Genomic DNA, 25,260 nt, shown 5'->3' with positions numbered 1-25,260 from the left:
CGCGCCCGCGACGCGCTCCGGTCGGTCCGCCGAACGACGTCAGGATCGTAGTGGCCGGTGTCCGTCCGGGGGCGCCAGGGTATGTCCGGGGACAGTGTGATGACGAAGGATCGATGCAGGTCCGTAGGGACTTGAATCGATCCCGTGGGAGCATCGCCCCCACCCGGACCGACGCGCAGGAAGGCACCTCGTGACCGCCACCGACGTGAGCAACACACAGCCCGCGAGCGAGGACCCGGACGAGATCCAGGCGCTGCTGACGCCGCACCGCCCCGACGACTGGTCGGACCTCGACCAGAAGGCCGTCGACACCATCCGGGTGCTCGCCGCCGACGCCGTGCAGAAGGTCGGCAACGGCCACCCCGGCACCGCGATGTCGCTCGCGCCCCTGGCCTACACGCTGTTCCAGCACACGATGCGCCACGACCCGTCCGACCCGGGCTGGCAGGGCCGTGACCGGTTCGTCCTCTCGTGCGGGCACTCCAGCCTCACGCTCTACCTCCAGCTGTTCCTCGCCGGCTACGGCCTGGAGATGCGCGACCTGGAGGAGCTGCGCACCTGGGACTCGGCGACGCCGGGCCACCCCGAGTACAGCCACACCCCCGGTGTCGAGATCACCACCGGCCCGTTGGGCCAGGGCCTCGCCTCGGCGGTGGGCATGGCGATGGCCGCCCGCCGTGAGCGCGGCCTGTTCGACCCGGACGCGCCGCAGGGCGAGAGCCAGTTCGACCACTTCGTGTTCGTCATCGCCTCCGACGGCGACATCGAGGAGGGCGTGACGGCCGAGGCGAGCTCGATCGCCGGCCGCCAGCAGCTCGGCAACCTCGTCGTGATCTACGACGACAACCACATCTCGATCGAGGACGACACCACCGTCGCCCTGAACGAGGACGTGGTGAAGCGCTACGAGGCCTACGGCTGGCACACCCAGGTGGTGCGCGGTGGCGAGAACGTCGTCGGCATCCGCGAGGCGCTTGCCAACGCGAAGGCCGAGACGGGACGACCGAGCTTCATCGCGCTGCGGACGATCATCGGCTACCCAGCGCCCGAGAAGATGAACACCGGCGCCGCGCACGGCGCCGCGCTGGGCGAGCCCGAGGTCCGCGCGGTCAAGGAGATCCTGGGCTTCGACCCCGAGAAGCACTTCGCCATCGACCAGGACGTGCTCGCGCACGCGCGGTCGGTCGGCGAGCGCGGCAAGGCCGAGCACGAGCAGTGGGACAAGCAGTTCGCCGACTGGGCGGCCGCCAACCCCGAGCGCCGCGCGCTGCTCGAGCGGATGGCGCGCCGCCAGCTGCCCGAGGGCTGGCACGACAAGCTGCCGAGCTGGGAGGTCGGCGGCGACCCCGTCGCCACCCGCAAGGCGCTGCAGAAGATCCTGGGCGAGATCGGGCCGGAGCTGCCCGAGCTCTGGGGCGGCTCGGCCGACCTCGCGGAGAGCAACAACACCACGATCAAGGGCGCCGACTCGTTCGGGCCGTCGACGGTCTCCACGAACATGTGGGGCCAGATGAGCCCGTACGGGCGCACGCTGCACTTCGGTGTCCGCGAGCACGCGATGGGCTCGATCCTCAACGGGATCGCCCTGCACGGTGGCACGCGGGTGTACGGCGGCACGTTCCTGATCTTCTCGGACTACATGCGCCCCGCGGTCCGCCTCGCGGCACTGATGAAGCTGCCGACCACCTACATCTGGACCCACGACTCGATCGGCCTCGGCGAGGACGGACCGACCCACCAGCCGATCGAGCAGCTCGCCTCGCTGCGTGCGGTGCCGGGCCTGTCGGTCGTGCGTCCCGCCGACGCCAACGAGACCTCGGCGGCGATCCGCACGATCCTCGACAACCCGACCGGTCCCGCCGGCCTCGCGCTGACCCGGCAGAACCTGCCGATCCTCGAGGGCACCGACGCGGACGGCGTCGCGCGCGGCGGCTACGTGCTCCAGGACGCCACCGGCGGCCAGCCCCAGCTGGTCCTCATCGCCACCGGCTCCGAGGTCCAGCTCGCCGTCGAGGCGCGGAAGGTCTTCGAGGACGAGGGCGTTCCCACGAGGGTGGTGAGCATGCCGTGCGTCGAGTGGTTCCAGGCGCAGGACCGCAGCTACACCCGTCACGTCATCCCGCCCGAGGTCAAGGCGCGCGTGTCCGTCGAGGCCGCCATCGCCCTGACCTGGCACCAGTTCGTCGGCGACGACGGCGAGAGCGTCTCGATCGAGCACTTCGGCGCCAGCGCCGACTACAAGACGCTGTTCCAGCAGTTCGGCTTCACGACGCAGCACGTGGTCGAGGCCGGGCGGCGCACGCTCGCCCGCGCGGCCGAGCACAACGCCTGATCCGGCCAGAGACAGCGGCTCCAGGAGGACCCCATGGCCAACACCCCGCTCGCCGACCTCTCCGCGGCCGGCGTCTCCGTCTGGCTGGACGACCTGTCCCGCCAGCGCATCGAGTCCGGCAACCTCACCTCGCTGATCGAGGACTACGAGGTCGTCGGCGTCACCAGCAACCCGACGATCTTCGCGAGCGCCTTCGCGGACGCCGACCACTACGCCGAGGACCTCGACGGGTTCGCCGCCCGCGGCGCCTCGGTGGAGGACGCGATCCGCGAGCTCACCACCGAGGACGTGCGCCGCGCCTGCGACGTGTTCCGCAGCGTCTGGCAGCGCACCGGCGGCGTCGACGGGCGCGTCTCCCTCGAGGTCGACCCGGGCAAGGCCCACGACACCGAGGCGACCGTCGCCGAGGCGGCCGACCTGTGGAAGACGGTCGACCGCCCCAACCTGATGATCAAGATCCCGGCCACCCGCGAGGGCATCCCGGCGATCACGCGCACGCTCGCCGAGGGCATCAGCGTCAACGTCACGCTGATCTTCTCGGTGCAGCGCTACCGCGAGGTCATGGACGCCTACCTCACCGGCATGGAGCAGGCCCGCGCCAACGGCCACGACCTCACCGGCATGGCCTCGGTCGCGTCGTTCTTCGTCTCGCGCGTCGACTCAGAGGTCGACAAGCGCCTCGACGCCATCGGCACCGACGCCGCGCTCAAGCTGCGCGGCACGGCGGCGATCGCCAACGCCCGCCTCGCCTACGCCGCGTTCCTCGAGGTGTTCGGCACCGAGCGGTGGGCGGCGCTGAAGGGCGCCGGGGCCAAGGCCCAGCGCCCGCTGTGGGCGTCCACGGGCGTGAAGAACAAGGCCTACCCGGACACGCTCTACGTCACCGAGCTCGCCGCCCCGGACACCGTGAACACCATGCCGGAGGCGACGCTGAAGGCGTTCGCCGACCACGGCGAGCTGCACGGCGACGCCGTGACCGGCACCGAGGACGCCGCCCGCGAGGTGTTCGCGAGCCTGGCGCACGTCGGGATCGACGTCGACGACGTCTACCAGGTCCTCGAGGACGAGGGCGTCAAGAAGTTCGACGACTCGTGGGCCGAGCTCACGGCGACCGTGTCCGACCAGCTCACCCGCCGCAGCCCGGAGCAGGACAAGTGAGCGACGCAGCAGACGGCTCGATCGGGGTCCGGATCGTCGACGGTGCCCTCGCGGACGCCGCGAACGCGCTGATCGAGAAGCTCGTCGGGGACGCCGCGGCGTCCAAGCTCTCCGCCGGGGACGCCACGCTGTGGGGCCCCGACGCCGAGCCCGAGGCGAGCAAGCGCCTCGAGTGGGTGCGCCTGCACGAGACGTCGCGTCCGCTGGTGGACAAGCTCGCGGCCCTGCGCCGCGAGCTGCACGACGACGGCGTCGACCGGGTCGTGCTCGCCGGCATGGGCGGCTCGTCGCTCGCCCCCGAGGTCATCTGCGCGACGCGCTCCGGTGGCCCGGTCGGCGGCGAGTACCCGCTGGTCGTGCTCGACACCACCGACCCGATGCAGGTCTCCGACGCCCTCGCCGGCGACCTCACGCGCACGGTGCTCGTCGTCTCCTCGAAGTCCGGCGGGACGGTCGAGACCGACAGCCAGCGCCGGGTGTTCGCCGAGGTCTTCGAGGCCAACGGCATCGACGCCGCCTCGCGGATGGTCGTCGTCACCGACCCGGGCACGACGCTCGGCGACCTCGCGCGCGACCAGGGCTACCGCAAGCTGATCGAGGCCGACCCCGGCGTGGGCGGGCGCTACTCGGCGCTCACCGCGTTCGGGCTCGTGCCCTCGGCGCTCACCGGTGTCGACATCGGCGCGCTGCTCGACGAGGCCGCCGCGGCGGCCCCGGAGCTCGCGCGCGACAGCGCCGACAACCCGGCGGTCGTGCTGGCGGCGGCGATGGCGGCCGCCCACAACGCCGGCGCCGAGAAGCTCGTGCTCGCCGACACCGGCTCCGGGCTGGTCGGCTTCGGCAACTGGGCCGAGCAGCTCATCGCCGAGTCCACCGGCAAGCAGGGCACCGGGCTGCTCCCCGTGGTCGTCGAAGGTCCGGACGCGCCGGGCTACGCCGACCACGGCACCGACGCGACCGCCGTGTCGATCGGGCCGGCGGACGCCGGCGCGCAGGTCTCGGTCACCGGCACCCTCGGCGGCCAGCTCCTGCTCTGGGAGCACGCCGTCGCGCTGGCCGGGCGCCTCATCGGGATCAACCCGTTCGACCAGCCCGACGTGGAGTCGGCCAAGCAGGCCACGCGCGACCTGCTCGCCTCCGCGTCGAGCGGCTCGGGGGACGCGGGCGCCGACGACGCGCCGATCGTCACCGACGGGGTCATCGAGATCCGGGCGGCCGGCGACGCGAGCTGGCTCGGCACCCCGGACACGGTGATCGACGCGATCCAGGCGCTGGTGGACGCCGCGCCCGACGCGGGCTACATCGCGGTCCAGGCCTACCTCGACCGGCTCGACGACGCCTCGTTCGCCACCCTCCGCCCGGAGCTCGCGAAGGCCACCGGGCTGCAGACGACCTTCGGGTGGGGCCCGCGGTTCCTGCACTCCACGGGTCAGTACCACAAGGGCGGGCACCAGAACGGCGTCTTCCTGCAGATCACGGGCTCGGTCGCCGACGACCTGGCGATCCCGGGGCAGCCGTTCTCGTTCGGCACCCTCGAGCACGCGCAGGCCCGCGGCGATGCCGGGGTGCTCGCGGCGGCCAAGAACGGCGGCACGCCGCGGCCCGTCCTGCGGCTGCACCTCGCCGACCGTGCGGCGGGACTGGTGGCGCTGGCGAACGCCGTGCGGGAGGTGCGCCGGTGACCCGTGCGCCGGGGCACACGGTCGAGGAGTGGACCAACCCCCTGCGGGACGCGCGCGACAAGCGGCTCCCGCGGATCGCCGGCCCCTCGGGCCTGGTGCTGTTCGGCGTGACCGGCGACCTGGCGCGCAAGAAGCTCATGCCGGCGATCTACGACCTGGCCAATCGCGGCCTGCTGCCGCCGGGCTTCGCGCTCGTCGGGTTCGCGCGCCGCGACTGGGCCGACCAGGACTTCGCGGAGGTCGTGCACGACGCGGTGCGCGAGCACTCCCGCACGCCGTTCCGCCAGGAGGTCTGGGACCGCCTGGCCGAGGGCCTGCGGTTCGTGCAGGGCACCTTCGACGACGACGACGCGTTCGACCGGCTCGCGGCGTGCGTCGCCGAGCTCGACGCGGAGCGCGGCACCAACGGCAACCACGCCTTCTACCTGTCGATCCCGCCGTCGGCGTTCCCGACCGTGTGCAAGCAGCTCTCGCGCTCGGGTCTCGCCGACGACGAGGGCGACGTGTGGCGCCGCGTCGTCATCGAGAAGCCGTTCGGGCACGACCTGCGCTCGGCGCAGGAGCTCAACGGGATCGTCAACGACGTCTTCCCCGAGGACTCGGTCTTCCGGATCGACCACTACCTCGGCAAGGAGACGGTCCAGAACCTGCTGGCGCTGCGGTTCGCCAACGAGCTGTTCGAGCCGATCTGGAACGCCCACCACGTCGACCACGTGCAGATCACGATGGCCGAGGACATCGGGGTGGGCGGGCGCGCCGGCTACTACGACGGGATCGGCGCGGCCCGCGACGTCATCCAGAACCACCTGCTGCAGCTGCTCGCGCTGACCGCGATGGAGGAGCCGGTCTCCTTCTCGCCGCACGACCTGCGCGAGGAGAAGATCAAGGTCCTCTCGGCGACGACGCTGGCCGAGCCGATCGGCGAGACCACCGCGCGCGGACAGTACGCGGCCGGGTGGCAGGGCAGCTCGGAGGTCAAGGGCCTGCAGCAGGAGGAGGGCTTCCCGCCCGACTCGGTCACCGAGACCTACGCGGCGATCACCTGCTCGGTGAACACCCGCCGCTGGGCGGGCGTCCCGTTCTACCTGCGCACCGGCAAGCGCCTGGGGCGGCGGGTCACCGAGATCGCGGTGGTGTTCAAGCGCGCCCCGCACCTGCCGTTCGACCAGACCATGACCGAGGAGCTCGGCCAGAACGCGCTCGTCGTGCGCGTGCAGCCGGACGAGGGCGTGACCCTGCGGTTCGGCTCGAAGGTGCCGGGCTCGGGCATGGAGGTCCGCGACGTCACGATGGACTTCGGGTACGGCACGGCGTTCACGGAGGCCTCCCCGGAGGCCTACGAGCGCCTGCTGCTCGACGTCCTGCTCGGCGAGCCGTCGCTCTTCCCGACCAACACCGAGGTCGAGCTGTCCTGGCGCATCCTCGACCCGGTCATCGAGAAGTGGCACCGCGAGGGCTCCCCCGACAGCTACGCGGCCGGCACGTGGGGCCCGCCCTCGGCCGACGCGCTGCTCGAGCGCACCAGCCGCCAGTGGCGGCGTCCGTGAACCCGGAGAGGAAGCCATGATCGTCGACCTGCCGTCGACCGACACGTCGGCGGTCAACCGGACGATGGTCGACCTGCGCGAGAGCGCCGGGGCGGTGGCGCTCGGGCGGGTGCTGACGCTGCTGATCATCACCGAGGACGGCCCGGAGGCCGAGGCCGCCATCCAGGCCGCCAACGACGCGAGCCGCGAGCACCCCTGCCGCGTGCTCGTCCTCGCCCGGGGCGTGCGCCGGGCGGCGTCGCGCCTCGACGCCCAGATCCGGATCGGTGGGGACGCCGGCGCGAGCGAGGTCATCGTGCTGCGCATGTACGGCCCGCTGGCCGACCAGGGCGGCGCCATCGTCGTGCCGCTGCTGCTGCCCGACGCGCCGATCGTGGCGTGGTGGCCGGGCGAGGCGCCGCCGGTGCCCGCGGAGGACCCGGTGGGCACCGTCGCGGGGCGCCGCATCACCGACGTCTCGACGGCCAAGTCGCCGTCGAAGGCCCTGGGCAAGCTGCGCCAGCGGTACCACCCCGGCGACACCGACCTCGCGTGGAGCCGGATCACGAGCTGGCGCGCGTTGCTCACCGCGGCGCTCGACCAGCCACCGCACGAGCGCATCACCGCCGCGACCGTCTCCGGCGCGCCGGACTCGGCCTCCACCGACCTGCTCGCCGGCTGGCTGTCGTCCCGGCTGTCCTGCCCGGTGACGCGGAAGAACGAGGACGTCCCCGGCGGGGCCGGCGGGCAGATCGCCGCCGTGCGCCTCGAGCGCCCGAGCGGCGCGGTCGAGCTGCGCCGGCTCGACGGGAAGAGCGCGGTGCTGTCCCAGCCGGGCCAGCCCGACCGCCGCGTCGCGCTCGCCCGCCGCACGACCCGGGAGTGCCTCGCCGAGGAGCTCCGCCGCCTCGATCCCGACGACATCTTCGCCGAGGCGCTGGACGCCGCGCAGAGCAGGCCGACGGGACGGTCCCGATCGTCGAAGAAGGTGACCGCATGAGCACGAGCGCCGGGATCGAGGTCGTCGTCCACGCCGACGAGGACTCCGCCGCCCGTGACGCCGCCGACCGCCTGCTGACCGCGCTCGCCGCGGCCCAGGCCGCGCGCGGGTCGGCGTCGGTGGTGCTGACCGGCGGCGGGATCGGGATCGCGATGCTGCGCGAGGTCGCCGCGTCCGCTCGCCGGGACGACGTCGACTGGGGCGCGGTCGAGGTGTTCTGGGGCGACGAGCGCTTCGTCCCGGCCGGCGACGCCGAGCGCAACGACGCCCAGGCCCGCGAGGCACTGCTCGACGCGCTGCCGCTCGACCCGGCCCGGGTGCACCCGATGGCGGCGTCCGACGCCCCCGAGGACGCCGGGGGCGGGGATCCGGACCACGCCGCCGACGCCTACGCGAAGACGTTGTCGGCGGCGGCCTCGCGACTCGGTGGGTCGAGCGGGGCCGGTCCGATCCCGGCGTTCGACGTGCTCCTGGCCGGGTGCGGGCCCGAGGGCCACGTGCTCTCGATCTTCCCCGACTCCCCCGCCGTGCACGCGGCCGACGCCGGGGTGGTCGCGGTCCGCGACTGCCCCAAGCCGCCCCCGACGCGCGTCAGCCTCACGCTGCCCGCGGCGCGCCACGCCCGCGAGGTCTGGCTGGTGGCCGCCGGCGGCGGCAAGGCCGAGGCGCTCGCGCGGGCCCACGGCGGCGCGTCCGAGGTCGACGTCCCGCTGGCCGGGCTGCGCGGGGCCGAGCGGACGCTGTGGGTGCTCGACCGGGAGGCTGCCGCGCAGCTCGGGAGCTGACCCCCTCCTGCAGCGAACGTGGTGTTCGCTGCTTCTACGCGCCGGAAGTCCGCGTTCGCACCGGGGCCGGCGCCTCCCACGGCCGCAGGCTGCGCTCGAAGAGCTCCCAGCAGCGCCGGTGGGCGAGCCAGGCGCGGACGAGCCGGAGATCCGACGCGAACGTGTGCTCGCGCACCGGGGTGGACGGCCACACCGGGTCGCGGCCGGTCGGGTCGCCGGTGGCGCGGGAGTCGGCGCCGTAGCGCGCGACGAGCAGGAGCCCGGCGACGACCGCAACGATCGCGATGCCGAGCACGGTGACGGTCTGGACCATCGGGAGCTCCTCGGGGAGAAGTGGCTGGACGTCGTCCAGAGTGGCTGCCATTGGCAGGCCGCGCCACGGCCAATCAGGAGCAAGTGGCACCCATAGTGGCAGAAGTGGCAGACTGTGTGGCATGGACGACCACCTCGGTGCCGGCAGCCTCGCCCGCCTGCTCGGCGGGTGGCGCGAGGGCGCCGGTCCCGGGGTGAGCGCGCAGGCCGCGCTCGCCGGCCGGATCGCCACGCTGCTCTCCGACGGCCGCCTCGCGGTGGGGACGCGCGTGCCCAGCGAGCGCGAGCTCGCGGTGGCGCTCGGCGTCGGGCGCGGCACGGTGGCGTCGGCGTACCAGGAGCTGCGCGAGGACGGCTACCTCCTGCGTCGCCGCGGCTCGGGGACGTGGACCGCGATGCCCGCGACGCCGGCGGCCGGAACGGGCACCGGCGCCGCCGCCCCGCTCGACGGCACGCTGCACGTCGGCTCCACCGGCGTCGCGCCGTTCGCCCCGATGGGGACGCCGATCACGCCGGCGGCCGGGGGCCGCGCGGTCATCGACCTCGCGCACGCGGCCCCGTGGGCGCCGATGGAGGCCGTGGGCGCCGCGGCCACCCGCGCGCTGGCCGAGCTCCCGATGCACCTGGCCTCCACCGGCTACGACGTGCTCGGCCTGCCCGCGCTGCGCGAGGCCGTCGCCGCACGGCTGACCGCGCAGGGGCTGCGGACGGCGGCGGACGAAGTGATGATCACCGCGGGCGCCCAGCACGCCCACGCGCTCGTGGCCCGCACGCTGGTGCGTCCCGGCGACCGGGTGCTCATCGAGCAGCCCACCTACCCCGGCGCGATCGACCTGTGCCGCCACGTGTCGGCGCGGGCGGTGCCGGTGGCGATGGTGGAGGACCCCGCGAGCGGGCGTCCGGGCTGGGACCTCGACGCGCTGTCGGCCGCCATGCGCGCGGCCACCCCGACGCTCGGCTACCTCGTCGTCGACCACCAGAACCCCACCGGGGCGGTGATGCCGCCGGAGACGCGCGCCGCGGTCATCGCCGCCGCGGGGCGCCACGGGGTCACGCTCGTCGTCGACGACTGCCTGCGCGACATGTGGCTGGACGGCCCGGTGCCCCCGCCGCTGGGTGCCTGGGCCGGGGCCGGCGGTACACCGGTGATCACCACGGGCGGGCTGTCCAAGACGGTCTGGGGTGGGCTGCGCATCGGCTGGCTTCGTGCCCCGCGCACCCTGCTGCGCCGGATCGCGGCTGCCCGCGCCTCCGACGACATCTCGACGCCGGTCCTCGAGCAGCTCGTCGCGGTCGGGCTCCTCGAGCAGCTCGACGACCTCGTCGCGGAGAGCCGCCGCGTCCTGCGTCACCGCCGCGACCACCTCCGCGCGGCGCTCGCCCGGGCCCTGCCGGAGTGGCGGGTGCCGAACCCCTCGGGCGGCTTCAGCCTCTGGGTCGACCTGGGCGTCCCGCGGTCGAGCGCCCTGGTCGAGGCGGCGGGGCGCTTCGGTGTGCACCTCGCCGCCGGACCCCGCTTCGCCACGGGCGGGGCCTTCGAGCAGTACCTGCGCCTGCCCTACACCCTCTCCCCCGACGCTCTCGACGACGCCGTCGCGCGTCTCGCCGAGGCCTGGGACTCGCTCGGCGTCGACACCTCCACGCTCACGACCGTCGTGTGAGCTCGCTCTGCTCGCTCTCCCACGGCCGCAGGCTGCGCTCGTAGGCCGACCACAGCTGCCGGTGCGCGGACACCCGGCGGGCGAGCTCGCCCAGCAGCACCGCGTCCCCGCGCACCGTGTGCGGGCGGCGGGTGACCGGCCACGCCGGATCGCGACCCGTGGGGTCGTCGCCGCTGCGACTGTCGACGCCGTAGCGCGCGACCGCCAGGAACCCCACGACCAGGAGCACCCCCAAGAACGTGACCATCTCGACCATCCCCTCGACCCGTTCTGCTGGTGGGGACAATCATCCAAGGCCATAGGTCTGGACTCCATGGCGTTCTCACGGGGATAGTGGCCAGATGACTGCAGTTCCCGAAGTGCGGGGCGCGCCGCGCCTGGAGAACGACAAGCTGCTCGACGAGACCAACCGGCGCATCCTCGCGGAGCTCGAGAGCGACCCCCGGCAGAGCATGTCGGCCCTCGGCCGCCGGGTCGGGATGTCGGCGCCCGCGGTGACCGAGCGGGTCCAGCGCCTCGAGCGCACGGGCGTGATCCGGGGGTACCGCCTCGACATCGACCCCGGGGCGCTCGGCTACCCGATCGCGGCGTGGGTGCGCGTCCGGCCGGCCCTGGGCCAGGGGAAGATCTCCGAGCAGCTCGCGGCCCGCCAGCCCGAGGTCGTCGAGTGCCACAAGATCACCGGCGAGGACTGCCTGCTCATGCGCGTGCAGGTCCGCGACGTCGCCGACCTCGACCGCGTGCTCGAGATCTGGCAGGACCACGCCGCGACCGTCACGGCCGTCGTGAAGTCCAGCCCGGTCGAGCTGCGGAACATGCCGACCGACGTCTGAGCCGGGCCCTCAGGCCACGATCACGTCGAGCACCACCGGCGCGGGCGAGCGCAGCGCGTCGGCGAGGGCGGGCTCGAGCTGGTCCGGGTGCTCGACGCGCACGCCCGCGACGCCCTGACCGGCGGCGAGGGCGACGAAGTCGAGGCCCGGTAGTGCGGTGCCGACGGGCTTGGTGATGCCGAAGTGCTCGGCGAACTGGTCGAGGGCGCGGTAGCGGGCGTTGTGCACGATGACGATCGTCAGCGGCACGCCCAGCTGCGCGGCCGACCACAGTGCCTGGATGCTGTACATCGCCGAGCCGTCGCCGATCAGGGCCACCACCCGCTGGGTGTTCCCCCGCAACGACCGCCCCCGCGGCCGCTCCTGCGTCGCGTCCGCAGGGCCTTCGGCGGGGGTGGCGCTGCGGGCCAGCGCCATCCCCACCGCCGCCGGCAGGCCGTGGCCCAGCCCGCCGCTCGCGCAGGTGTAGAAGCTCGCGGCCCGGTCGAACGGCAGGTGGGCGTGCATGGGCCCGCGCGTGGCCGGCGCCTCCTCGACGACCACGGAGTCCGCCGGCCGCAGGTCGGCGAGGGTCTGGAGCAGCAGTTCCTCGGTGATGACGTCGCCGCCGGCCGCGACCCGGTCCACCGACGCGGCGGGCGCGGGCAGCGGGCGCTCCGGCGGCGGCGGGCCGGCGAGCAGCGCCCGCACGCCGTGACGCAGCCCCGTCACCACCGAGGTGCCGACGGGGGTCCAGGCGGCGTGGGCCGGGTCCTCGGTGAGCTGCACGAGCTCGGTGCCCTCCGGGACCGCGGTGTCACCCGGCACGGCACCCTCGGTGTGGAACGGGAAGACCGGCGAGCCCAGCACCAGGACCACGTCGTGGGCGTCGAGCGCGGCGCGGATGCCGTCGTGGGCGGCGGGCAGGAAGCCGCCGAAGAGCCGGTGGCGCTCGGGGAAGCCACAGCGCGGTGACATCGGCGCGACGTACACGCGCGTCGCGTGCCGCTCGGCGAGGGCGACGACGTCGTCGAAGGCCCCGTCGCGGTCCACCTCGCCGCCGACGACCAGCGCCGGCGCCCGCGCGGCGGCCAGCCGGGCGGCGACGTCGGCGAGGACCTCGGGGTCGCCGGACGTCGTGCCCGCCACGACGTGGGCGGGCACGGGCGGCGCCGGCTCGTCCCAGTCGTCCACCGGCACCGAGAGCAGCACCGGCCCGCGGGGCGGGGTCAGGGCCACGTGGATCGCCCGCGCGAGGGTGGCCGGCACGTCGGCCGCCCGCGCGGGCTCGCGGCTGTACTTCACGTACGGCTCGGGGAACTCCGCCGGCCGTTCGGCGAACAGGAACGGCTCGCCGGTCAGCAGTGAGCGGGCCTGCTGACCGGCGACGAGCACGAGCGGCGTGCGGTTGCGGAACGCGGTGAACACGTTGCCCAGCCCGTGCCCCACGCCGGCGGCGGAGTGCAGGTTCACCAGCGCCGCCCGCCCGGTGCCCTGCGCCCAGCCGTCCGCGGCACCGACCGCCACCGACTCCTGCAGACCCAGCACGTAGCGGAAGTCGTCGGGGAAGTCGCGGAACATCGGCAGCTCGGTGGAGCCCGGGTTGCCGAAGATCGTCGTGATGCCGTGGCGGCGCAGCACGGCCAGGGACGCCTCGCGCACGGTGACCATGTGGGCTCAGGGCTCGTCGACCAGCTCGCCCGACAGGTACTCCTGGTAGGCGGCGAGGTCGAGCAGGCCGTGGCCGCAGTAGTTGAAGAGGATCACGCGCTCCTCGTTCTTCTGCGTCGCGTCGTTCGCTTCCTGGATCACCGACGCGATGGCGTGGCCGGCCTCGGGCGCCGGGACCTTGCCCTCGACACGCGCGAACAGCACGTTGGCCTCGAACACCGCGCGCTGACGGTGGGCCACCGCCTCCATCCGGCCCTCGTGCACCAGCTTGGAGATGATCGGCGAGTCGCCGTGGTAGCGCAGGCCGCCCGCGTGGATGCCCGGCGGCACGAAGTCGTGGCCGAGCGTGTACATGTTCATCAGCGGCGTGAGGCCGGCGGTGTCGCCGAAGTCGTACTCGTAGGTGCCCTGGGTGAGCGTCGGGCACGACGCCGGCTCGGCGGCGAGCAGGCGCACCGACGGGTCGGGCAGGAACGGCAGCGCGACCCCGCCGAGGTTCGACCCGCCGCCGCACGGCGCGACGACGACGTCCGGCCGGGTCTCCCCCGCGCTCGCCAGCTGCTGCTGCGCCTCGAGCCCGATGACCGTCTGGTGCAGCAGCACGTGGTTGAGCACGGAGCCCAGCGCGTAGTGGGTGTCGTCGCGGCCGACGGCGTCGCGGACCGCGTCGGAGATCGCGGCACCGAGCGAGCCGGGGTGCCCCGGGTCGTCGATCGGCGAGGGGACGACGGAGCCGCCCCACGTCTCCATGATCACCTTGCGGTAGGGCTTCTGCTCGAAGCTCTTGCGCACCATGTAGACCGCGCACTCGAGGTCGTACTGCGCGCAGGCGAACGCCAGCGCCGTCCCCCACTGGCCCGCGCCGGTCTCCGTGGAGAGGCGCGTCATGCCCTCCTTGGCGTTGTAGAACGCCTGGGGCACCGCCGAGTTCGGCTTGTGCGAGCCGGCGGGCGACACCGACTCGTCCTTGAAGTAGATGCGCGCGGTGGTGCCCAGCGCGGCCTCGAGGCGGCGGGCGCGCACCAGCGGCGTCGGCCGCCACAGGCGCAGGACGTCGAGGACCTCGCCCGGGATGTCGATCCACGGATCGGCCGACATCTCCTGTGCGATCAGCTCCTGCGCGAACAGGGGCGCGAGGTCGTCGGGGCCGACGGGCTCGCGCGTCGCGGGGTGCAACGGCGGATCGAGCGGGGACGCGAGGTGGGGCGCGACGTTGAACCACGCCGTGGGCAGCTCGGACTGGGAGAGCGAGAACCGTGTGTCGGTGAGCTCGGTGGGGACCGCCATGCCCCGGATACTGTCAGCTCCGCGCCCTGTGGGTGGAGGGCGTTCTCGTCAGCTCTCGCCGCGCCGCGCGCGCAGCTTCGCCAGCGCCTCGTCGAGCAGCGCCTCGCCGTCGGAGTCCGAGCGGCGCTCCTTCACGTACGCGAGGTGCGTCTTGTAGGGCTCGGTGCGCTTGGCGGGCGGCGGGTTCTTCTCGTCGGTGTTGGCGGGCAGTCCGCAGCGCGGGCAGTCCCACGACGACGGGATGTCCGCGTCGACCGCGAAGGACGGGCGCGTCTCGTGCCCGTTGGAGCACCAGAACGAGACCACGGTGCGTGCCGCGCTCTCCCCGCGCTCGGACTCCCCCATCGGGCCCGAGCCGACCCGGGTGCCACGGATCGCGTTGCCAGTCGCCATCGCCGGAGTACCTCCGTGTCAGGGGCGGCCCCGGCGCCGTGGCCCGGGCCGCCCGTCAGCCTTCGATCTTGACGAGCAGCCCCGTGCCGACGATCGAGATCAGCCAGATGGCCCCGACGAACAGGGTGAGCCGGTCGAGGTTCTTCTCGACGACGCTCGACCCGGCGAGGCTCGACTGGACGCCACCGCCGAACAGCGACGACAGCCCGCCGCCCCGCCCGCGGTGCAGCAGCACCAGCAGCACCAGCAGGACGCTGGACGCGATGAGCAGGATGTCGAGGAACAGTCGCATGTCGGTGTCCGTGACCTCCGGGTGCCGACCCCGCCCGGTCCGGGAGGGGCTCTGGCCGTCCCGACGTGCGGGAACGGCGCTTGTGGAGGACGATACCCCGCCCTCGTCACGGCCCCGCCACGACCCGTCGGCGCGTCGGTGCCGGCGCCGCACCGGCCGTCACCCCGGGCGTACGCCTCCGATCACGCAGCGTCGAACACTGGTCAGCAACGGGGTGACGAGTGTTACTCTCCGCAGCATGTTCCGGGGGGATAGCCGAAGCTGTGCGTCTGTTCAGGGGTGTCGACACGCCGATGCACCCCGGATCACCCGTGCTTCGGCGCCGGAGAGTCACGACGCCCGTGCCCTAGTGCCGCAGCGCGTCCTCGTAGACGGACCGCAGGCGTTCCGCCCAGCGCTGCGCCGTGAACTCCTCCTCGTACACGCGCCGCGCCGCGGCACCCATCCCGGCGCGCCGCTCCGGGTCGTCGACGAGCGCGCGCAGGGCCGCCCCGAGGTCCTCCTCGTCGACCGGCGCCGGGAGCAGCAGGCCGGTCACCCCGTCGCGGACGATCTCCGGGACGCCGCCCACCGCGGTCGCGACCACCGGGACCGCGGCGCGCGCGGCCTCGAGCAGCGCGGTCGGGAACGCGTCGGCGGCCGTGGGGTGGACCAGGACGTCGGCGGCGTCCAGCAGCGCGGCCACGTCGTCGCGGTGCCCGAGGACGTCGACGCACGGTCCCGCGGCCGCCGCGAGCGCCCCGATCCGGGCGCGCTCCGGCCCGTCGCCGGCGACGAGCAGCCGCACCGGGCGGCCGGCGCGGGCCAGGGACGCCACGGCCGCCACCGCCTCGTCGTGCCCCTTCCCGGCGCGCAGCACCGCGAGCTGGAGCAGGACGACGTCCCCGGCGTCGATGCCGAGCTCGGCGCGCACACGGCGGCCGGCGCCGGCCGAGACGTCGTCGACCACGCCGTTGTGGACGGTGACGACGTGGGACGGCCGGTCGCGCCCCGCCGCGAGGTAGGCCGCCCGCGCCTGGTCGGACACCGCGACGACGCGGGCCGTCCCGCGACGGCGGGCGAGCGCGAAGAGCGCGGACTTCACCCCGTCCCGCCCCGCCCCGCGGTCGCGGGAGGACATGACGTGGATCGTGCACACCGCGGGGACGCCGAGCGGCCGGGCCGCGAGCACGCCGAGCAGGTCGGAGTACCCGAGGTGGGTGTGCAGGACGTCGGGCCCGACGGCGCGCAGCCAGCGACGGACCCGGCCCACCGCGTCGCGCTGGAGCATCCGGTCGACGCCCAGGAGCTCCACGGGCACGCCGTGGGCCCGCAGCCGCGCGGCCATCGGGCTGCCGTCCTTGTCCTCGAGGTAGCCGACGACCACCTCGACGCCGATCGCGCGGGCGCCGAGCGCGAAGTCGACCAGCAGCGCCTCCGCCCCGCCCCAGCCGAGGCCGTCGATCAGGGCGGCGATCCGGAGGCCCCCGTCGCGCACGCGGCCGAGCATAGGGACCCGAGGTGACGCCCCCGGGTGTGGTCCTGCTCGGCGGCGACACCAACGCGCTCGCGATCGCCCGCAGCCTCGGCCCGCGCGGCATCCCGGTGACCACGCTGGGCGCCGACGATTTCGTCGGCCGCTCCCGCTTCGCCCGCGCGGTCCCCGGCGTCCCGGCCGACGCGACGGCCTGGGCGGAGCACCTGCTCGGCACGGCCGCGACGCCGCTGCACGGCTCGGTCCTGCTGGCGACGAGCGACACCGGGATCACGGTGCTCCTGCGCCACCGGGAGGCCCTCGCGGAGCGCTTCGTCCTCGACGCCTGCGAGCCGACGGCCCAGGCCGCCATGCTCGACAAGCTCGCCACCTACGAGGCCGCCCGCGCCGCCGGGGTGCCGACGCCCCGGTTCTGGCGGGTCGACACGCCCGACGACCTGGAGCGCGTGCGCGACGAGCTCGTCTACCCGCTGATCGTCAAGCCGCTGTTCTCCCACGAGTACCAGCGCCTGTTCGCGGGCCGCGGCAAGTTCCGCTCCGTCGGGGACCCCGCCGGGCTGGACGGCGCGTACGGCGACCTCGCCCGGGCCGGTCTGTCCGTGATGCTGGTCGAGAAGATCCCCGGCGACGACGACCGCCTGTGCAGCTACACCACCTACGTCGACGCCTCCGGACGCCCGACCGTCGACTACACGAAGCGCATGGTGCGCCGTCGACCGCCGGGCGAGGGGCTCGGGTGCTACCACCTCACCGACCACGTGCCCGGCGTGCGGGACGCCGCGCTGCGCCTGCTCACCGGCGTCGGGCTCCGGGGGCCGGCGGCCGTGGAGTTCATGCACGACGAGCGCGACGGCGTCCTCAAGCTCATCGAGTGCAACGCCCGCTTCTCCGCGGCCCTGCCCCTGATGGTGGCCGCCGGGCTCGACCTGCCCTACCACGTCTACCGGCGGGCGCTGGGGCTGCCGCACGAGCTCCCGGACCGCTACCGGCTCGGGCGCCGGCTGCTCCACCCGACCGACGACCTGCGGTCGTTCCTCGCGCTGCGCCGAGCCGGGCGCATGGACGCCGCCGCCTGGCTGGCGAGCCTCGCCCACCGCCAGACCTTCCCGGTCTGGTCCCCACGGGACCCGGCCCCCGCCCTGGCCCGTGCACTGGCCAGGGCGGCCCGTGCCCTCCCGACGACGAGACCATCGAGGGTGACCGCGTGAGCATCATCGACACCGACGTCCACCCCAACCCGCGGAACGCCGACGAGATCCGCAAGCACCTGCCCGCGCCGTGGCGCGACGGCTTCGCGATGCCGCGCCGGCCCTTCTACCACAACCCGATCCACGCCAACCGGCTCGACGCCACGCCCCCGGGCGGCGGTCCGGCCGCCTCGGACCCGGACTTCCTGCGCGAGCAGCTGATGGGGACCTACGGCATCCGCCACCCGATCCTCATCCCCCGCACGTTCGCCAACATCCACCCGAACCCCGACTACGGCTCGGCGGTCGCGACCGCGTTCAACGCCTGGCTGGCCGAGACGTGGCTGGAGGCCTACAACGACGACGGCGCGTTCAAGGGCTCGATCACGATCAACCACCACGACCCGCTCGCGGCGGCGGCGGAGATCGACCGGTGGGCCGACCACCCGCACATGGTGCAGGTCGTCACCGACTCCGGGGCCCGCGCGCCGCTCGGGCAGCGTCAGTACTACCCGATCTACGAGGCGTGCGAGCGCCACGGGCTGCCGTTCGCGATGCACCCGGGCACCGACGGCATCGGCGGCAACACCCTGCCCACGCCGGGCGTCCCGACGCACTACATCGAGTACCACTGCGGGATGTCGCTCGCCTTCCAGGCCCACCTGCTCTCGTTCCTCACCGAGGGCGTGTTCGAGCGCTTCCCGACGCTGCGCATCGCGCTGCTCGAGGGCGGCGTGGCCTGGCTCGCGCCGCTGCTGTGGCGGCTCGACGCCTACTGGCGCGCCCTGCGCAAGGACACCCCGTGGATCACCAGGCCGCCCTCGGAGTACCTCGACGAGCACGTTCGGCTCTCGACCCAGCCGCTGGAGCGTCCCGGCCGCGACGAGCACCTGCTCGCCCTGTTCGACGCCGTCGGCGCCGAGCGGGTCCTCATGTTCTCCAGCGACTACCCGCACTGGGACTTCGACTCGCCCACCCGCGCGTTCCCGTCGTCCATGCCCGACCCGCTGCGGCAGCGCATCATGCACGACACGGCCGCGGAGCTGTACGGGCTGTGACCGCGCACGCCGTCGCCCGGCTCGACGAGCTGCCGCCCGGAACCCGCAAGATCGTCGAGGTCGACGGCCGGTCGATCGGGGTGTTCAACGTGGGCGGCCGCCTGCACGCCCTGCGCAACACCTGCCCCCACCAGGGCGCCCCGCTCTGCCTCGGCACGGTCGGCGGGACGATGGCCGACGGCGCGCCCGGGCAGTACGTGCCCGCCCGCGAGGGCGAGATCCTCACCTGCCCCTGGCACGGCTGGGAGTTCGACCTGACCACCGGGCGCAGCCTCGTCGACCCGGCGCGGACGCGCGTGCGCGCCTACGAGGTCACCGTGGACGGCGACGCCGTCATCCTGCACGCCTGAGCGCCCGCGACACCCACCGGGCGGCGTCGTGCAGCCCGTGCGCCTCGGCCGCCGCGGCCCACCGACGCAGCTCGGCGGCGGGCACCGGGATGCCCTCAGCCGAACGGTGGGCGGCCGTCGCCGCCGCCCGCTCCCCCGGGAAGCGCACCCGCTCGACGCCGTCCACCGTGGGGAGGGCGTGCAGACGGTCGACCACCGCCTCGAGGCGGCCGAGACCGCTCGCCCGGTCCTGCAGGCGCCACGGGTCGACGACCACGACGACGTGCCCGATGTCCTGCGGCGCCTCGGCCGGGTAGGTCGGGGCGATCTCGTCGTCGAACGCCGCGCCGCCGAGGAGGCCGGCGAGCAGGGTGATCGCCGTCCCGAGCCCCGACCCCTTCGCCCCCGCCACCGGCAGCAGGGTGCCCAGCAGCGCCTCGGCCGCGTCGTCGGTGGGACGTCCCGACGCGTCGAGGGCCGTCCCCGGCGCCAGGGCCCGTCCCTCCTGCGCGGCCCGGCGGACGCGCGCCCGCGAGGGACCGGTGCCCATGTCGTGCACGAACGTCCCGTGCCGGCCCAGCGGGATCCCGATCGCGAGCGGGTCGGTGCCCAGGAACGGCGTCGCGGCCCCGACCGGCGCGACGCTGGCCGGTGCGGTCGAGGAGACGATCGCGACCAGCTCGTGGCCCGCCGCGGCGCGGTGGGCGTAGAAGCCCGCGGCGCCGAGGTGGGTCGAGCGGCGGACGGCCACGAGCCCGAGGCCGTGCTCGCGCGCGAGGGCGACGGCCAGGTCGGTGGCGCGCACCGCCGCGAGCGGCCCCAGCGCCCCGCCCGCGTCGAGGCGCCGGACCGCCCCGGAGCCGGCCGCCACGGTGATCGCGGACCCGTCCCGCGCCAGGCCCTTCGCGACCCGCTCCAGGTAGGCCGGCAGCCGGTGGGTGCCGTGGCTGTCGAGACCGCGCAGGTCGGCGTGGACGAGCACCTCGGCGACGAGCGCCGCGTCCGCGTCCGGGATGCCGAGGCCGGTGAAGCAGGCGGCGGCGAAGCGGGACAGCTCGCCCGCCCCGAGCAGGATCATCCGGTGATCGGCGCGTTCGGGTCGATGTCGAGCCCCGGCTCGATCGGGCAGGCGTGGGCGTCGAGCTGCTCGTCGACCCACGCGTTGGAGAACTCGCCCTGCTGGACCGCGGTCAGGTAGGCCCGGTTGGTGCCGAGGTAGCGGCGCAGCCGCTCGAGCAGCTCGTGCGCGACGGCCTGCGGCACCACGACGACGCCGGCCTGGTCGGCGACGACGATGTCGCCGGGGTTGACCACGACCCCGCCGCAGGCGATCGGGTAGTTGATCTCGCCCGGTCCGCGGTGCAGCGGGCCGATCGCGCTCGTCCCGCGCGCGTAGACCGGCATGTCCAGCGGGGTGATCGCGGGCAGGTCCCGGATCAGACCGTCCACCACGTACCCGGCGATCCCGCGGTGCCGGGCCTTGGTCGAGATCACGTCGCCGAGCACGGCGTAGGCGCGGGAGCCCGCCGCGGCCACGACGACGATGTCACCCGGCTTCGCGATGTCGAGGGCCTTGTGCACCATGAGGTTGTCGCCGAGGTAGACGCGCACGGTGCAGGCGAGGCCGCTGATGCTCTCCGGCGGACCCGCCAGGCACCGGATCTCCCCGTCGAGCGCGTAGAGGCGGTTGAGCATGTCGGAGATGTCGGTGGTCGAGAACTCGCGGTACGCGGCGACCGTGATCGCGTCCACGCGCGGGAAGTCCTCGCGGATCCGGAAGCCCGGTCCGGGGTGGATGGCGGCCGAGTCGGGCACGCGCCGGCCCGCCGAGGGGGCCTCCGAGCGTGCCTCTGATGCAGTGGTCACGGACACCCGGCCTCTCGCTGGCGGACCTTCGCCCCAGATGGTAGGTCCAGTCAGCCCAGCCTTCTATGCTTACGCACCGTGAAAGTTGCGATCGTCGAGTTCACCCCTTCGGGCGGGTTGTTCCAGTTCTCGTCACAGTTCGCTGACGGTCTCGCCGAGTCGTGCGAGGTCCATCTGATCACCGGCCCGGACCCTGAGCTCGGCCCGCAGCACCCCGCGCACCACGTCCACGCGGTCCTCCCGACGTGGCACCCGGCCGACGCCGAGCCCGTCGGGCCGTGGACGCGCACGGTGCGCCGGGCGTTCCGTGCGGTCCGCCTCGTGCTGGCGTGGGTGGTCGCGGCGATCCGCCTGCGGCGGCTGCGTCCCGACGCGGTGATCTGGTCGAGCTGGCGCTTCAGCATCGACGCCCTGGGCGCCCTCGCGGTCCGCCGCCTGCTGCCGCGCGCGGTGCTCGCGCTCGTGGCGCACGAACCCGTCGGGCGCGTGCGGCGGGACACCACCCGCGAACGGCGCGGGCGGGTGCTCGACCTGACCATGGAACGGGCCTGGGCGTGCCTCGACGTCGTGTTCGTGCTCGGCGAGACGGCCCGCGCCGCCGTCCTCGCGTCGCGACCCGTCCGCGGACGGGTCGTGGTGATCCCCCACGGCGACGAGTCGGCGCTGCGCCACGGGGCCCCGGTGCCGGCCTGCCGCGACACCGGGCCGGTGGTGCTGTTCTTCGGCGGATGGACGGCCTATAAGGGCATCGACCTGCTGCTCGACGCGGTGCCCCGGACCCGCGCGGCGGTGCCGGACGTCCGAGTGGTGCTCGCCGGCGCCGTGCTGCACACCCCGCCCGCGCTGCTCGAGCGGGCGGCCGACCTCGGTGTCGACGCCCGGCCGGGCTACGTACCGGTCGACGAGGTGCCCGCGCTGCTCGCGAGCGCGCGGGTGGTCGTGGTCCCCTACCGACGGGCGACCCAGAGCGGCGTCGTGCACCTGGCCTACACCTTCGAGCGGCCCGTGGTCGCCACGGCCGTCGGGGAGCTCCCGGCGGTCGTCGCCGACGGCGGCACCGGACTGCTGGTCGAGCCCGGCGACGCGGACGCGCTCGCGGACGCGCTCGTCGCCCTGCTCGCCGACCCGGACCGCGCGCACCGTCTCGGCGCCGCGGGCGCGGCGTGGCTGGCCACCGAGTCCTCGTGGCCGGCCATCGGCCGCCGTGCCCACGGCGCCCTCCTCGCCGCGCGAGGCAGATGACCCCGCCGGGCGTGTGAGCGCTTTCCCGTGCCGGGGCACGGGAGAGCGCTCACGAGCCCGCTAGGGCAAAGGTCCGCCCGCGGCGAGGGCGCACAGCTCGGCGAAGCCCTCGGGGTCGAGGCTCGCGCCCCCGACGAGCGCGCCGTCGACGTCGTCGGACTTCACGAGGTCGCCGACGTTGTTCGACTTCACCGAGCCGCCGTAGAGGATGCGCAGCCCGTCGGCCACCGGCCCGCCGTGCACCTCACGGACCCGCTCCCGCAGGGCGTGGCACACCTCCTGGGCGTCGGCGACCCCGGCGGACTTGCCGGTGCCGATCGCCCACACCGGCTCGTAGGCGACGACGACCTTCGCGACCTCGTCGGCCGAGAGCCCCTTCAGCGCCGCGTCGAGCTGGGCGGTGCAGTGGCCGACGTGCTCGCCCGCGTCGCGGACGTCCTCGCCCTCCCCCAGGCACAGGATCGGGGTGATGCCGTGGCGCAGGGCCGCGCGCACCTTGCGGTTGACCAGCTCGTCGTCCTCGCCGTGGATCGTGCGGCGCTCCGAGTGCCCGACGACGACCCAGGTGCAGCCGAGCTTCGCGAGCATCGCGCCGGACACGTCGCCCGTGAACGCCCCGGAGTCCTCCGGCGAGAGGTCCTGGCCGCCGTAGGTGATCGGCATCGAGTCGGCGTCCACGAGCGTCTGCACGCTGCGCAGGTCGGTGAACGGCGGGAGCACCGCGACGTCGACGACGTCGAAGTACTTGCCGGGCAGGGCGAACGCGAGCTTCTGGGTGACGCCGATGGCCTCGAGGTGGTTGAGGTTCATCTTCCAGTTGCCCGCGATGAGGGGCTTGCGTGCCATCAGGCGCCCTCCTCGAGGACGGCGATGCCGGGCAGGACCTGGCCCTCGAGGAACTCCAGCGAGGCGCCGCCCCCGGTGGAGATGTGGCCGAAGCGGCTCTCGTCCAGGCCCGCCGCGCGGATCGCCGACGCCGAGTCGCCGCCGCCGATGACGCTGAACGCCGGCGAGTCGGCGACCGCCTCGGCGACCCCGGTGGTGCCCGCCGCGAACGGCGCCATCTCGAACACGCCCATGGGGCCGTTCCAGAAGACCGTCGCCGCGTCGGCCAGGTGCGAGCCGAACAGCTCGACGGTCTGCGGACCGACGTCGAGGCCCAGCCAGCCCTCGGGCATGTCCGAGACACCGACGGTCCGCGTCTGCGCGTCCTCGGCGAACTCGGAGGCCACGACGACGTCGGTGGGCAGGACCAGGGTGTCCGCGTACCTGCTGAGCAGGTCCTTGCAGGTGTCGATCTGGTCGGACTCGAGCTTCGAGCCACCCACGTCGTGGCCCTGCGCCGCGAGGAACGTGAAGCACATCGCGCCGCCGACCAGCAGCTTGTCGACCGTGGGCAGCAGGTTGGAGAGCACCCCGAGCTTGTCGGAGACCTTCGACCCGCCGAGGATCACGACGTACGGGCGGGCGGGGTCGCCGACCAGCCGGCGCAGCACCTCGGTCTCGCGGGCGACGAGGTCGCCGGCGTAGGCCGGGAGCTTGCGGGCCACGTCGACCACCGACGCCTGCTCGCGGTGCACCACGCCGAAGCCGTCGGAGACGAACGCCCCGTTCGGCACCAGCTCGGCCAGCTCCGACGCCAGCTGCTCGCGCTCCTCGGCGCTCCCGGTCTCGCGCGGGTCGCAGCGCACGTTGGCGAGCATCTCGATGCCGCCCGGCTCGAGGTCCTCGGCGTGCTTGCGGGCCGAGGGGCCGACGACGTCGTCGGCGAGCATGACCCGCTGGTCGAGCAGCTGGCCCAGCCGCCCGGCGACCGGCGTCAGCGTCATCTTGGTGTCGCGCCCGCCCGGCTGCCCGCCCTTCGGGCGCCCGAGGTGCGCCGCGATCACGAGCTTGGCCCCGGCGCCGATCAGCTTGGTGATCGTCGGCAGGGCCGCCTGGATGCGCCCGTCGTCGGTGATCGTGTAGCCGTCGAGGGGGACGTTGAAGTCGGCGCGCAGCAGGACGAAGCGGTCCCGCACTCCTTCGGCGATCAGGTCGTCGAGGGTCTTCATCCGGGTCAGAGCTTCGAGCCGACGAGCGTGGTCAGGTCGACGACGCGGTTGGAGTAGCCCCACTCGTTGTCGTACCAGCCCACGATCTTGACGGTGCGGTTGCCGAGCACCTTCGTCATGCCCGCGTCGAACGTGCACGACGCCGGCTCGCCGACGATGTCGGTGGAGACGATCGGGTCCTCGGTGTAGACGAGCACGTTCTTCAGCTCGCCGTCGGCGGCCTTCTTGAACGCGGCGTTGACCTGGTCGACGGTGACGTCGGTGTTCAGCGTCGCGGTGAGGTCGGTGACCGAGCCGTCGATGACCGGCACGCGGTAGGCCAGCCCGTTGAGGCGCCCCTCGAGCTCCGGCAGGGCCAGCGCGGTGGCCTGGGCGGCGCCGGTGGTGGTCGGGATGATGTTGTCCGCGGCGGCGCGGGCGCGGCGCAGATCCTTGTGCGGGGCGTCGTGGATCCGCTGGTCGCCGGTGTAGGCGTGGATCGTCGACATGAACCCGGTCTCGAGCCCGAACGCGTCGTGCAGCACCTTGATCATCGGCGCGACGCAGTTCGTGGTGCACGAGGCGTTGGACAGGATGCTCTGGCTGCCGTCGTAGGACGAGTCGTTGATGCCCATGACGACCGTGAGGTCCTCGCCCTTGGCCGGGGCGGAGATGACGACCTTCTTGGCGCCGGCCTTGAGGTGCTTCCCGGCCGAGTCGGCGTCGGTGAAGATCCCCGAGGACTCGATGACCACGTCGACGCCCAGGTCGCCCCACGGCAGCGCCGCCGGGTCCTTCTCGGCCAGGGCCTTGATCGACCGGCCGTTGACGACGAGCGCGTCGTCGGAGACCTCGATGGTGCCGTCGAAGCGGCCGTGCACCGAGTCGTACTTGAGCAGGTGCCCGAGCGTCTTGTTGTCGGTGATGTCGTTGACCGCGAGCACCTCGATGTCGGCGGTGCCCGCCGCGCGCTGCTTCTCCAGCGCCCGGAACACATTCCGTCCGATACGACCGAACCCGTTGATCCCGATACGGACCGTCACTGAACCTCGCCCTGCCTCTCGTGCCGCGGTCGTCTCGCCGAGGGGGGTCACCCCTCACGGGCGCACCCTAACGAATCCGGCCGACCCGTCCGGGTCCCGCGAACGACGTCACGGCAG

At 74.1% G+C, this 25,260-nt stretch carries 24 protein-coding genes; 12 read left to right on the top strand and 12 right to left on the bottom strand.

All coding sequences use genetic code 11. The features are described from left to right. Positions 1-244 precede the first annotated feature (244 nt). The 6 genes from tkt to pgl are packed head-to-tail and all read left to right on the top strand — an operon-like array spanning position 245 to position 8,483. On the top strand, positions 245-2,332 hold the full coding sequence (gene tkt, locus WCD41_RS13115; protein WP_337714218.1) for a transketolase: 2,088 nt from the start codon (positions 245-247) through the stop codon (positions 2,330-2,332). A 33-nt stretch (positions 2,333-2,365) separates the two neighbouring features. Then, the gene (gene tal / locus WCD41_RS13110; RefSeq protein WP_337713866.1) at positions 2,366-3,490 is read left to right on the top strand and encodes a transaldolase; all 1,125 of its coding nucleotides are present in this window, start codon (positions 2,366-2,368) and stop codon (positions 3,488-3,490) included. Then, the gene (locus WCD41_RS13105) at positions 3,487-5,172 is read left to right on the top strand and encodes a phosphoglucose isomerase-related protein (RefSeq protein ID WP_337713865.1); all 1,686 of its coding nucleotides are present in this window, start codon (positions 3,487-3,489) and stop codon (positions 5,170-5,172) included. Before tal ends, WCD41_RS13105 begins: the two co-directional genes overlap by 4 nt. Next, complete coding sequence (gene zwf / locus WCD41_RS13100) at positions 5,169-6,719, top strand: glucose-6-phosphate dehydrogenase (RefSeq protein ID WP_337713864.1); 1,551 nt, start codon at positions 5,169-5,171, stop codon at positions 6,717-6,719. The genes WCD41_RS13105 and zwf overlap by 4 nt, the downstream gene beginning before the upstream one ends. A gap of 16 nt (positions 6,720-6,735) precedes the next feature. Next, entirely contained in the window at positions 6,736-7,698 is a 963-nt protein-coding gene (locus WCD41_RS13095; protein WP_337713863.1) for a glucose-6-phosphate dehydrogenase assembly protein OpcA, read from the top strand. Continuing rightward, complete coding sequence (pgl, locus tag WCD41_RS13090) at positions 7,695-8,483, top strand: 6-phosphogluconolactonase (protein WP_337713862.1); 789 nt, start codon at positions 7,695-7,697, stop codon at positions 8,481-8,483. The genes WCD41_RS13095 and pgl overlap by 4 nt, the downstream gene beginning before the upstream one ends. 34 nt (positions 8,484-8,517) lie before the next feature. On the opposite strand, the gene WCD41_RS13085 is transcribed toward pgl, so the two are convergent. Beyond that, positions 8,518-8,796, bottom strand: a complete 279-nt coding sequence (locus WCD41_RS13085; RefSeq protein ID WP_337713861.1) for a hypothetical protein — start codon at positions 8,794-8,796, stop codon at positions 8,518-8,520. A gap of 121 nt (positions 8,797-8,917) precedes the next feature. Between WCD41_RS13085 and yczR the strand changes: the two genes are divergently transcribed. Continuing rightward, positions 8,918-10,456, top strand: a complete 1,539-nt coding sequence (gene yczR, locus WCD41_RS13080) for a MocR-like transcription factor YczR (RefSeq protein ID WP_337713860.1) — start codon at positions 8,918-8,920, stop codon at positions 10,454-10,456. Here yczR and WCD41_RS13075 read toward each other — a convergent pair. After that, positions 10,440-10,703, bottom strand: a complete 264-nt coding sequence (locus WCD41_RS13075) for a hypothetical protein (RefSeq protein ID WP_337713859.1) — start codon at positions 10,701-10,703, stop codon at positions 10,440-10,442. The two genes, yczR and WCD41_RS13075, sit on opposite strands and share 17 nt — an antisense overlap. 94 nt (positions 10,704-10,797) lie before the next feature. Here WCD41_RS13075 and WCD41_RS13070 point away from each other — a divergent pair, with 94 nt between their 5' ends. After that, positions 10,798-11,289, top strand: coding sequence for an Lrp/AsnC family transcriptional regulator (locus WCD41_RS13070; RefSeq protein WP_337713858.1), 492 nt, complete (start codon positions 10,798-10,800; stop codon positions 11,287-11,289). A 9-nt stretch (positions 11,290-11,298) separates the two neighbouring features. On the opposite strand, the gene mdlC is transcribed toward WCD41_RS13070, so the two are convergent. From mdlC to WCD41_RS13045, 5 genes are all read right to left on the bottom strand, one after another. Beyond that, on the bottom strand, positions 11,299-12,939 hold the full coding sequence (gene mdlC / locus WCD41_RS13065) for a benzoylformate decarboxylase (RefSeq protein ID WP_337713857.1): 1,641 nt from the start codon (positions 12,937-12,939) through the stop codon (positions 11,299-11,301). Positions 12,940-12,945: 6 nt separating this feature from the next. Further along, positions 12,946-14,226, bottom strand: coding sequence for a TrpB-like pyridoxal phosphate-dependent enzyme (locus WCD41_RS13060; RefSeq protein WP_337713856.1), 1,281 nt, complete (start codon positions 14,224-14,226; stop codon positions 12,946-12,948). Between the two features lie 48 nt (positions 14,227-14,274). Further along, positions 14,275-14,619, bottom strand: coding sequence for an RNA polymerase-binding protein RbpA (locus WCD41_RS13055; RefSeq protein WP_337713855.1), 345 nt, complete (start codon positions 14,617-14,619; stop codon positions 14,275-14,277). A 55-nt stretch (positions 14,620-14,674) separates the two neighbouring features. Further along, positions 14,675-14,911, bottom strand: a complete 237-nt coding sequence (gene secG, locus WCD41_RS13050; protein WP_116707491.1) for a preprotein translocase subunit SecG — start codon at positions 14,909-14,911, stop codon at positions 14,675-14,677. Between the two features lie 346 nt (positions 14,912-15,257). Further along, positions 15,258-16,388: a glycosyltransferase family 4 protein gene (locus WCD41_RS13045; RefSeq protein WP_337713854.1), complete on the bottom strand. Its 1,131-nt coding sequence runs from the start codon at positions 16,386-16,388 to the stop codon at positions 15,258-15,260. Positions 16,389-16,411: 23 nt separating this feature from the next. Here WCD41_RS13045 and WCD41_RS13040 point away from each other — a divergent pair, with 23 nt between their 5' ends. The 3 genes from WCD41_RS13040 to WCD41_RS13030 are packed head-to-tail and all read left to right on the top strand — an operon-like array spanning position 16,412 to position 18,980. Then, positions 16,412-17,593 carry a carboxylate--amine ligase gene (locus WCD41_RS13040; RefSeq protein ID WP_337713853.1) on the top strand — a complete coding sequence of 394 codons (1,182 nt, stop codon included), beginning with the start codon at positions 16,412-16,414 and terminating at the stop codon, positions 17,591-17,593. Next, on the top strand, positions 17,590-18,630 hold the full coding sequence (locus WCD41_RS13035; RefSeq protein WP_337713852.1) for an amidohydrolase family protein: 1,041 nt from the start codon (positions 17,590-17,592) through the stop codon (positions 18,628-18,630). The genes WCD41_RS13040 and WCD41_RS13035 overlap by 4 nt, the downstream gene beginning before the upstream one ends. Next, a complete protein-coding gene (locus WCD41_RS13030; RefSeq protein ID WP_337713851.1) occupies positions 18,627-18,980 on the top strand; it encodes a Rieske (2Fe-2S) protein in 354 nt (117 codons plus the stop codon). Before WCD41_RS13035 ends, WCD41_RS13030 begins: the two co-directional genes overlap by 4 nt. Here the strand turns inward: WCD41_RS13030 and WCD41_RS13025 are convergent. Together WCD41_RS13025 and WCD41_RS13020 are read right to left on the bottom strand one after the other, a co-directional pair. Further along, the gene (locus tag WCD41_RS13025) at positions 18,964-20,037 is read right to left on the bottom strand and encodes an Ldh family oxidoreductase (protein ID WP_337713850.1); all 1,074 of its coding nucleotides are present in this window, start codon (positions 20,035-20,037) and stop codon (positions 18,964-18,966) included. The genes WCD41_RS13030 and WCD41_RS13025 overlap by 17 nt on opposite strands. Next, the gene (locus WCD41_RS13020; protein WP_337713849.1) at positions 20,034-20,825 is read right to left on the bottom strand and encodes an RraA family protein; all 792 of its coding nucleotides are present in this window, start codon (positions 20,823-20,825) and stop codon (positions 20,034-20,036) included. The genes WCD41_RS13025 and WCD41_RS13020 overlap by 4 nt, the downstream gene beginning before the upstream one ends. A 78-nt stretch (positions 20,826-20,903) precedes the next feature. On the opposite strand from WCD41_RS13020, the gene WCD41_RS13015 reads away from it, so the two are divergent. Continuing rightward, positions 20,904-22,067, top strand: coding sequence for a glycosyltransferase family 4 protein (locus tag WCD41_RS13015; protein WP_337713848.1), 1,164 nt, complete (start codon positions 20,904-20,906; stop codon positions 22,065-22,067). A gap of 60 nt (positions 22,068-22,127) precedes the next feature. Here WCD41_RS13015 and tpiA read toward each other — a convergent pair whose 3' ends face one another. Genes tpiA through gap form a run of 3 tightly spaced genes read right to left on the bottom strand, consistent with a single transcriptional unit; the run spans position 22,128 to position 25,143 of the window. Continuing rightward, positions 22,128-22,913, bottom strand: coding sequence for a triose-phosphate isomerase (gene tpiA / locus WCD41_RS13010; RefSeq protein ID WP_337713847.1), 786 nt, complete (start codon positions 22,911-22,913; stop codon positions 22,128-22,130). After that, positions 22,913-24,121: a phosphoglycerate kinase gene (locus tag WCD41_RS13005; RefSeq protein ID WP_337713846.1), complete on the bottom strand. Its 1,209-nt coding sequence runs from the start codon at positions 24,119-24,121 to the stop codon at positions 22,913-22,915. Before WCD41_RS13005 ends, tpiA begins: the two co-directional genes overlap by 1 nt. Before the next feature lie 5 nt (positions 24,122-24,126). Continuing rightward, the gene (gene gap / locus WCD41_RS13000; RefSeq protein ID WP_337713845.1) at positions 24,127-25,143 is read right to left on the bottom strand and encodes a type I glyceraldehyde-3-phosphate dehydrogenase; all 1,017 of its coding nucleotides are present in this window, start codon (positions 25,141-25,143) and stop codon (positions 24,127-24,129) included. Between the last annotated feature and the right edge of the window lie 117 nt (positions 25,144-25,260).

Source organism: Actinomycetospora aeridis, assembly GCF_037400275.1.
GTDB classification, from domain to species: domain Bacteria; phylum Actinomycetota; class Actinomycetes; order Mycobacteriales; family Pseudonocardiaceae; genus Actinomycetospora; species Actinomycetospora aeridis.
Note: the sequence above shows the minus strand (reverse complement) of the source record. Positions and strands in the feature narration are given on the sequence as shown.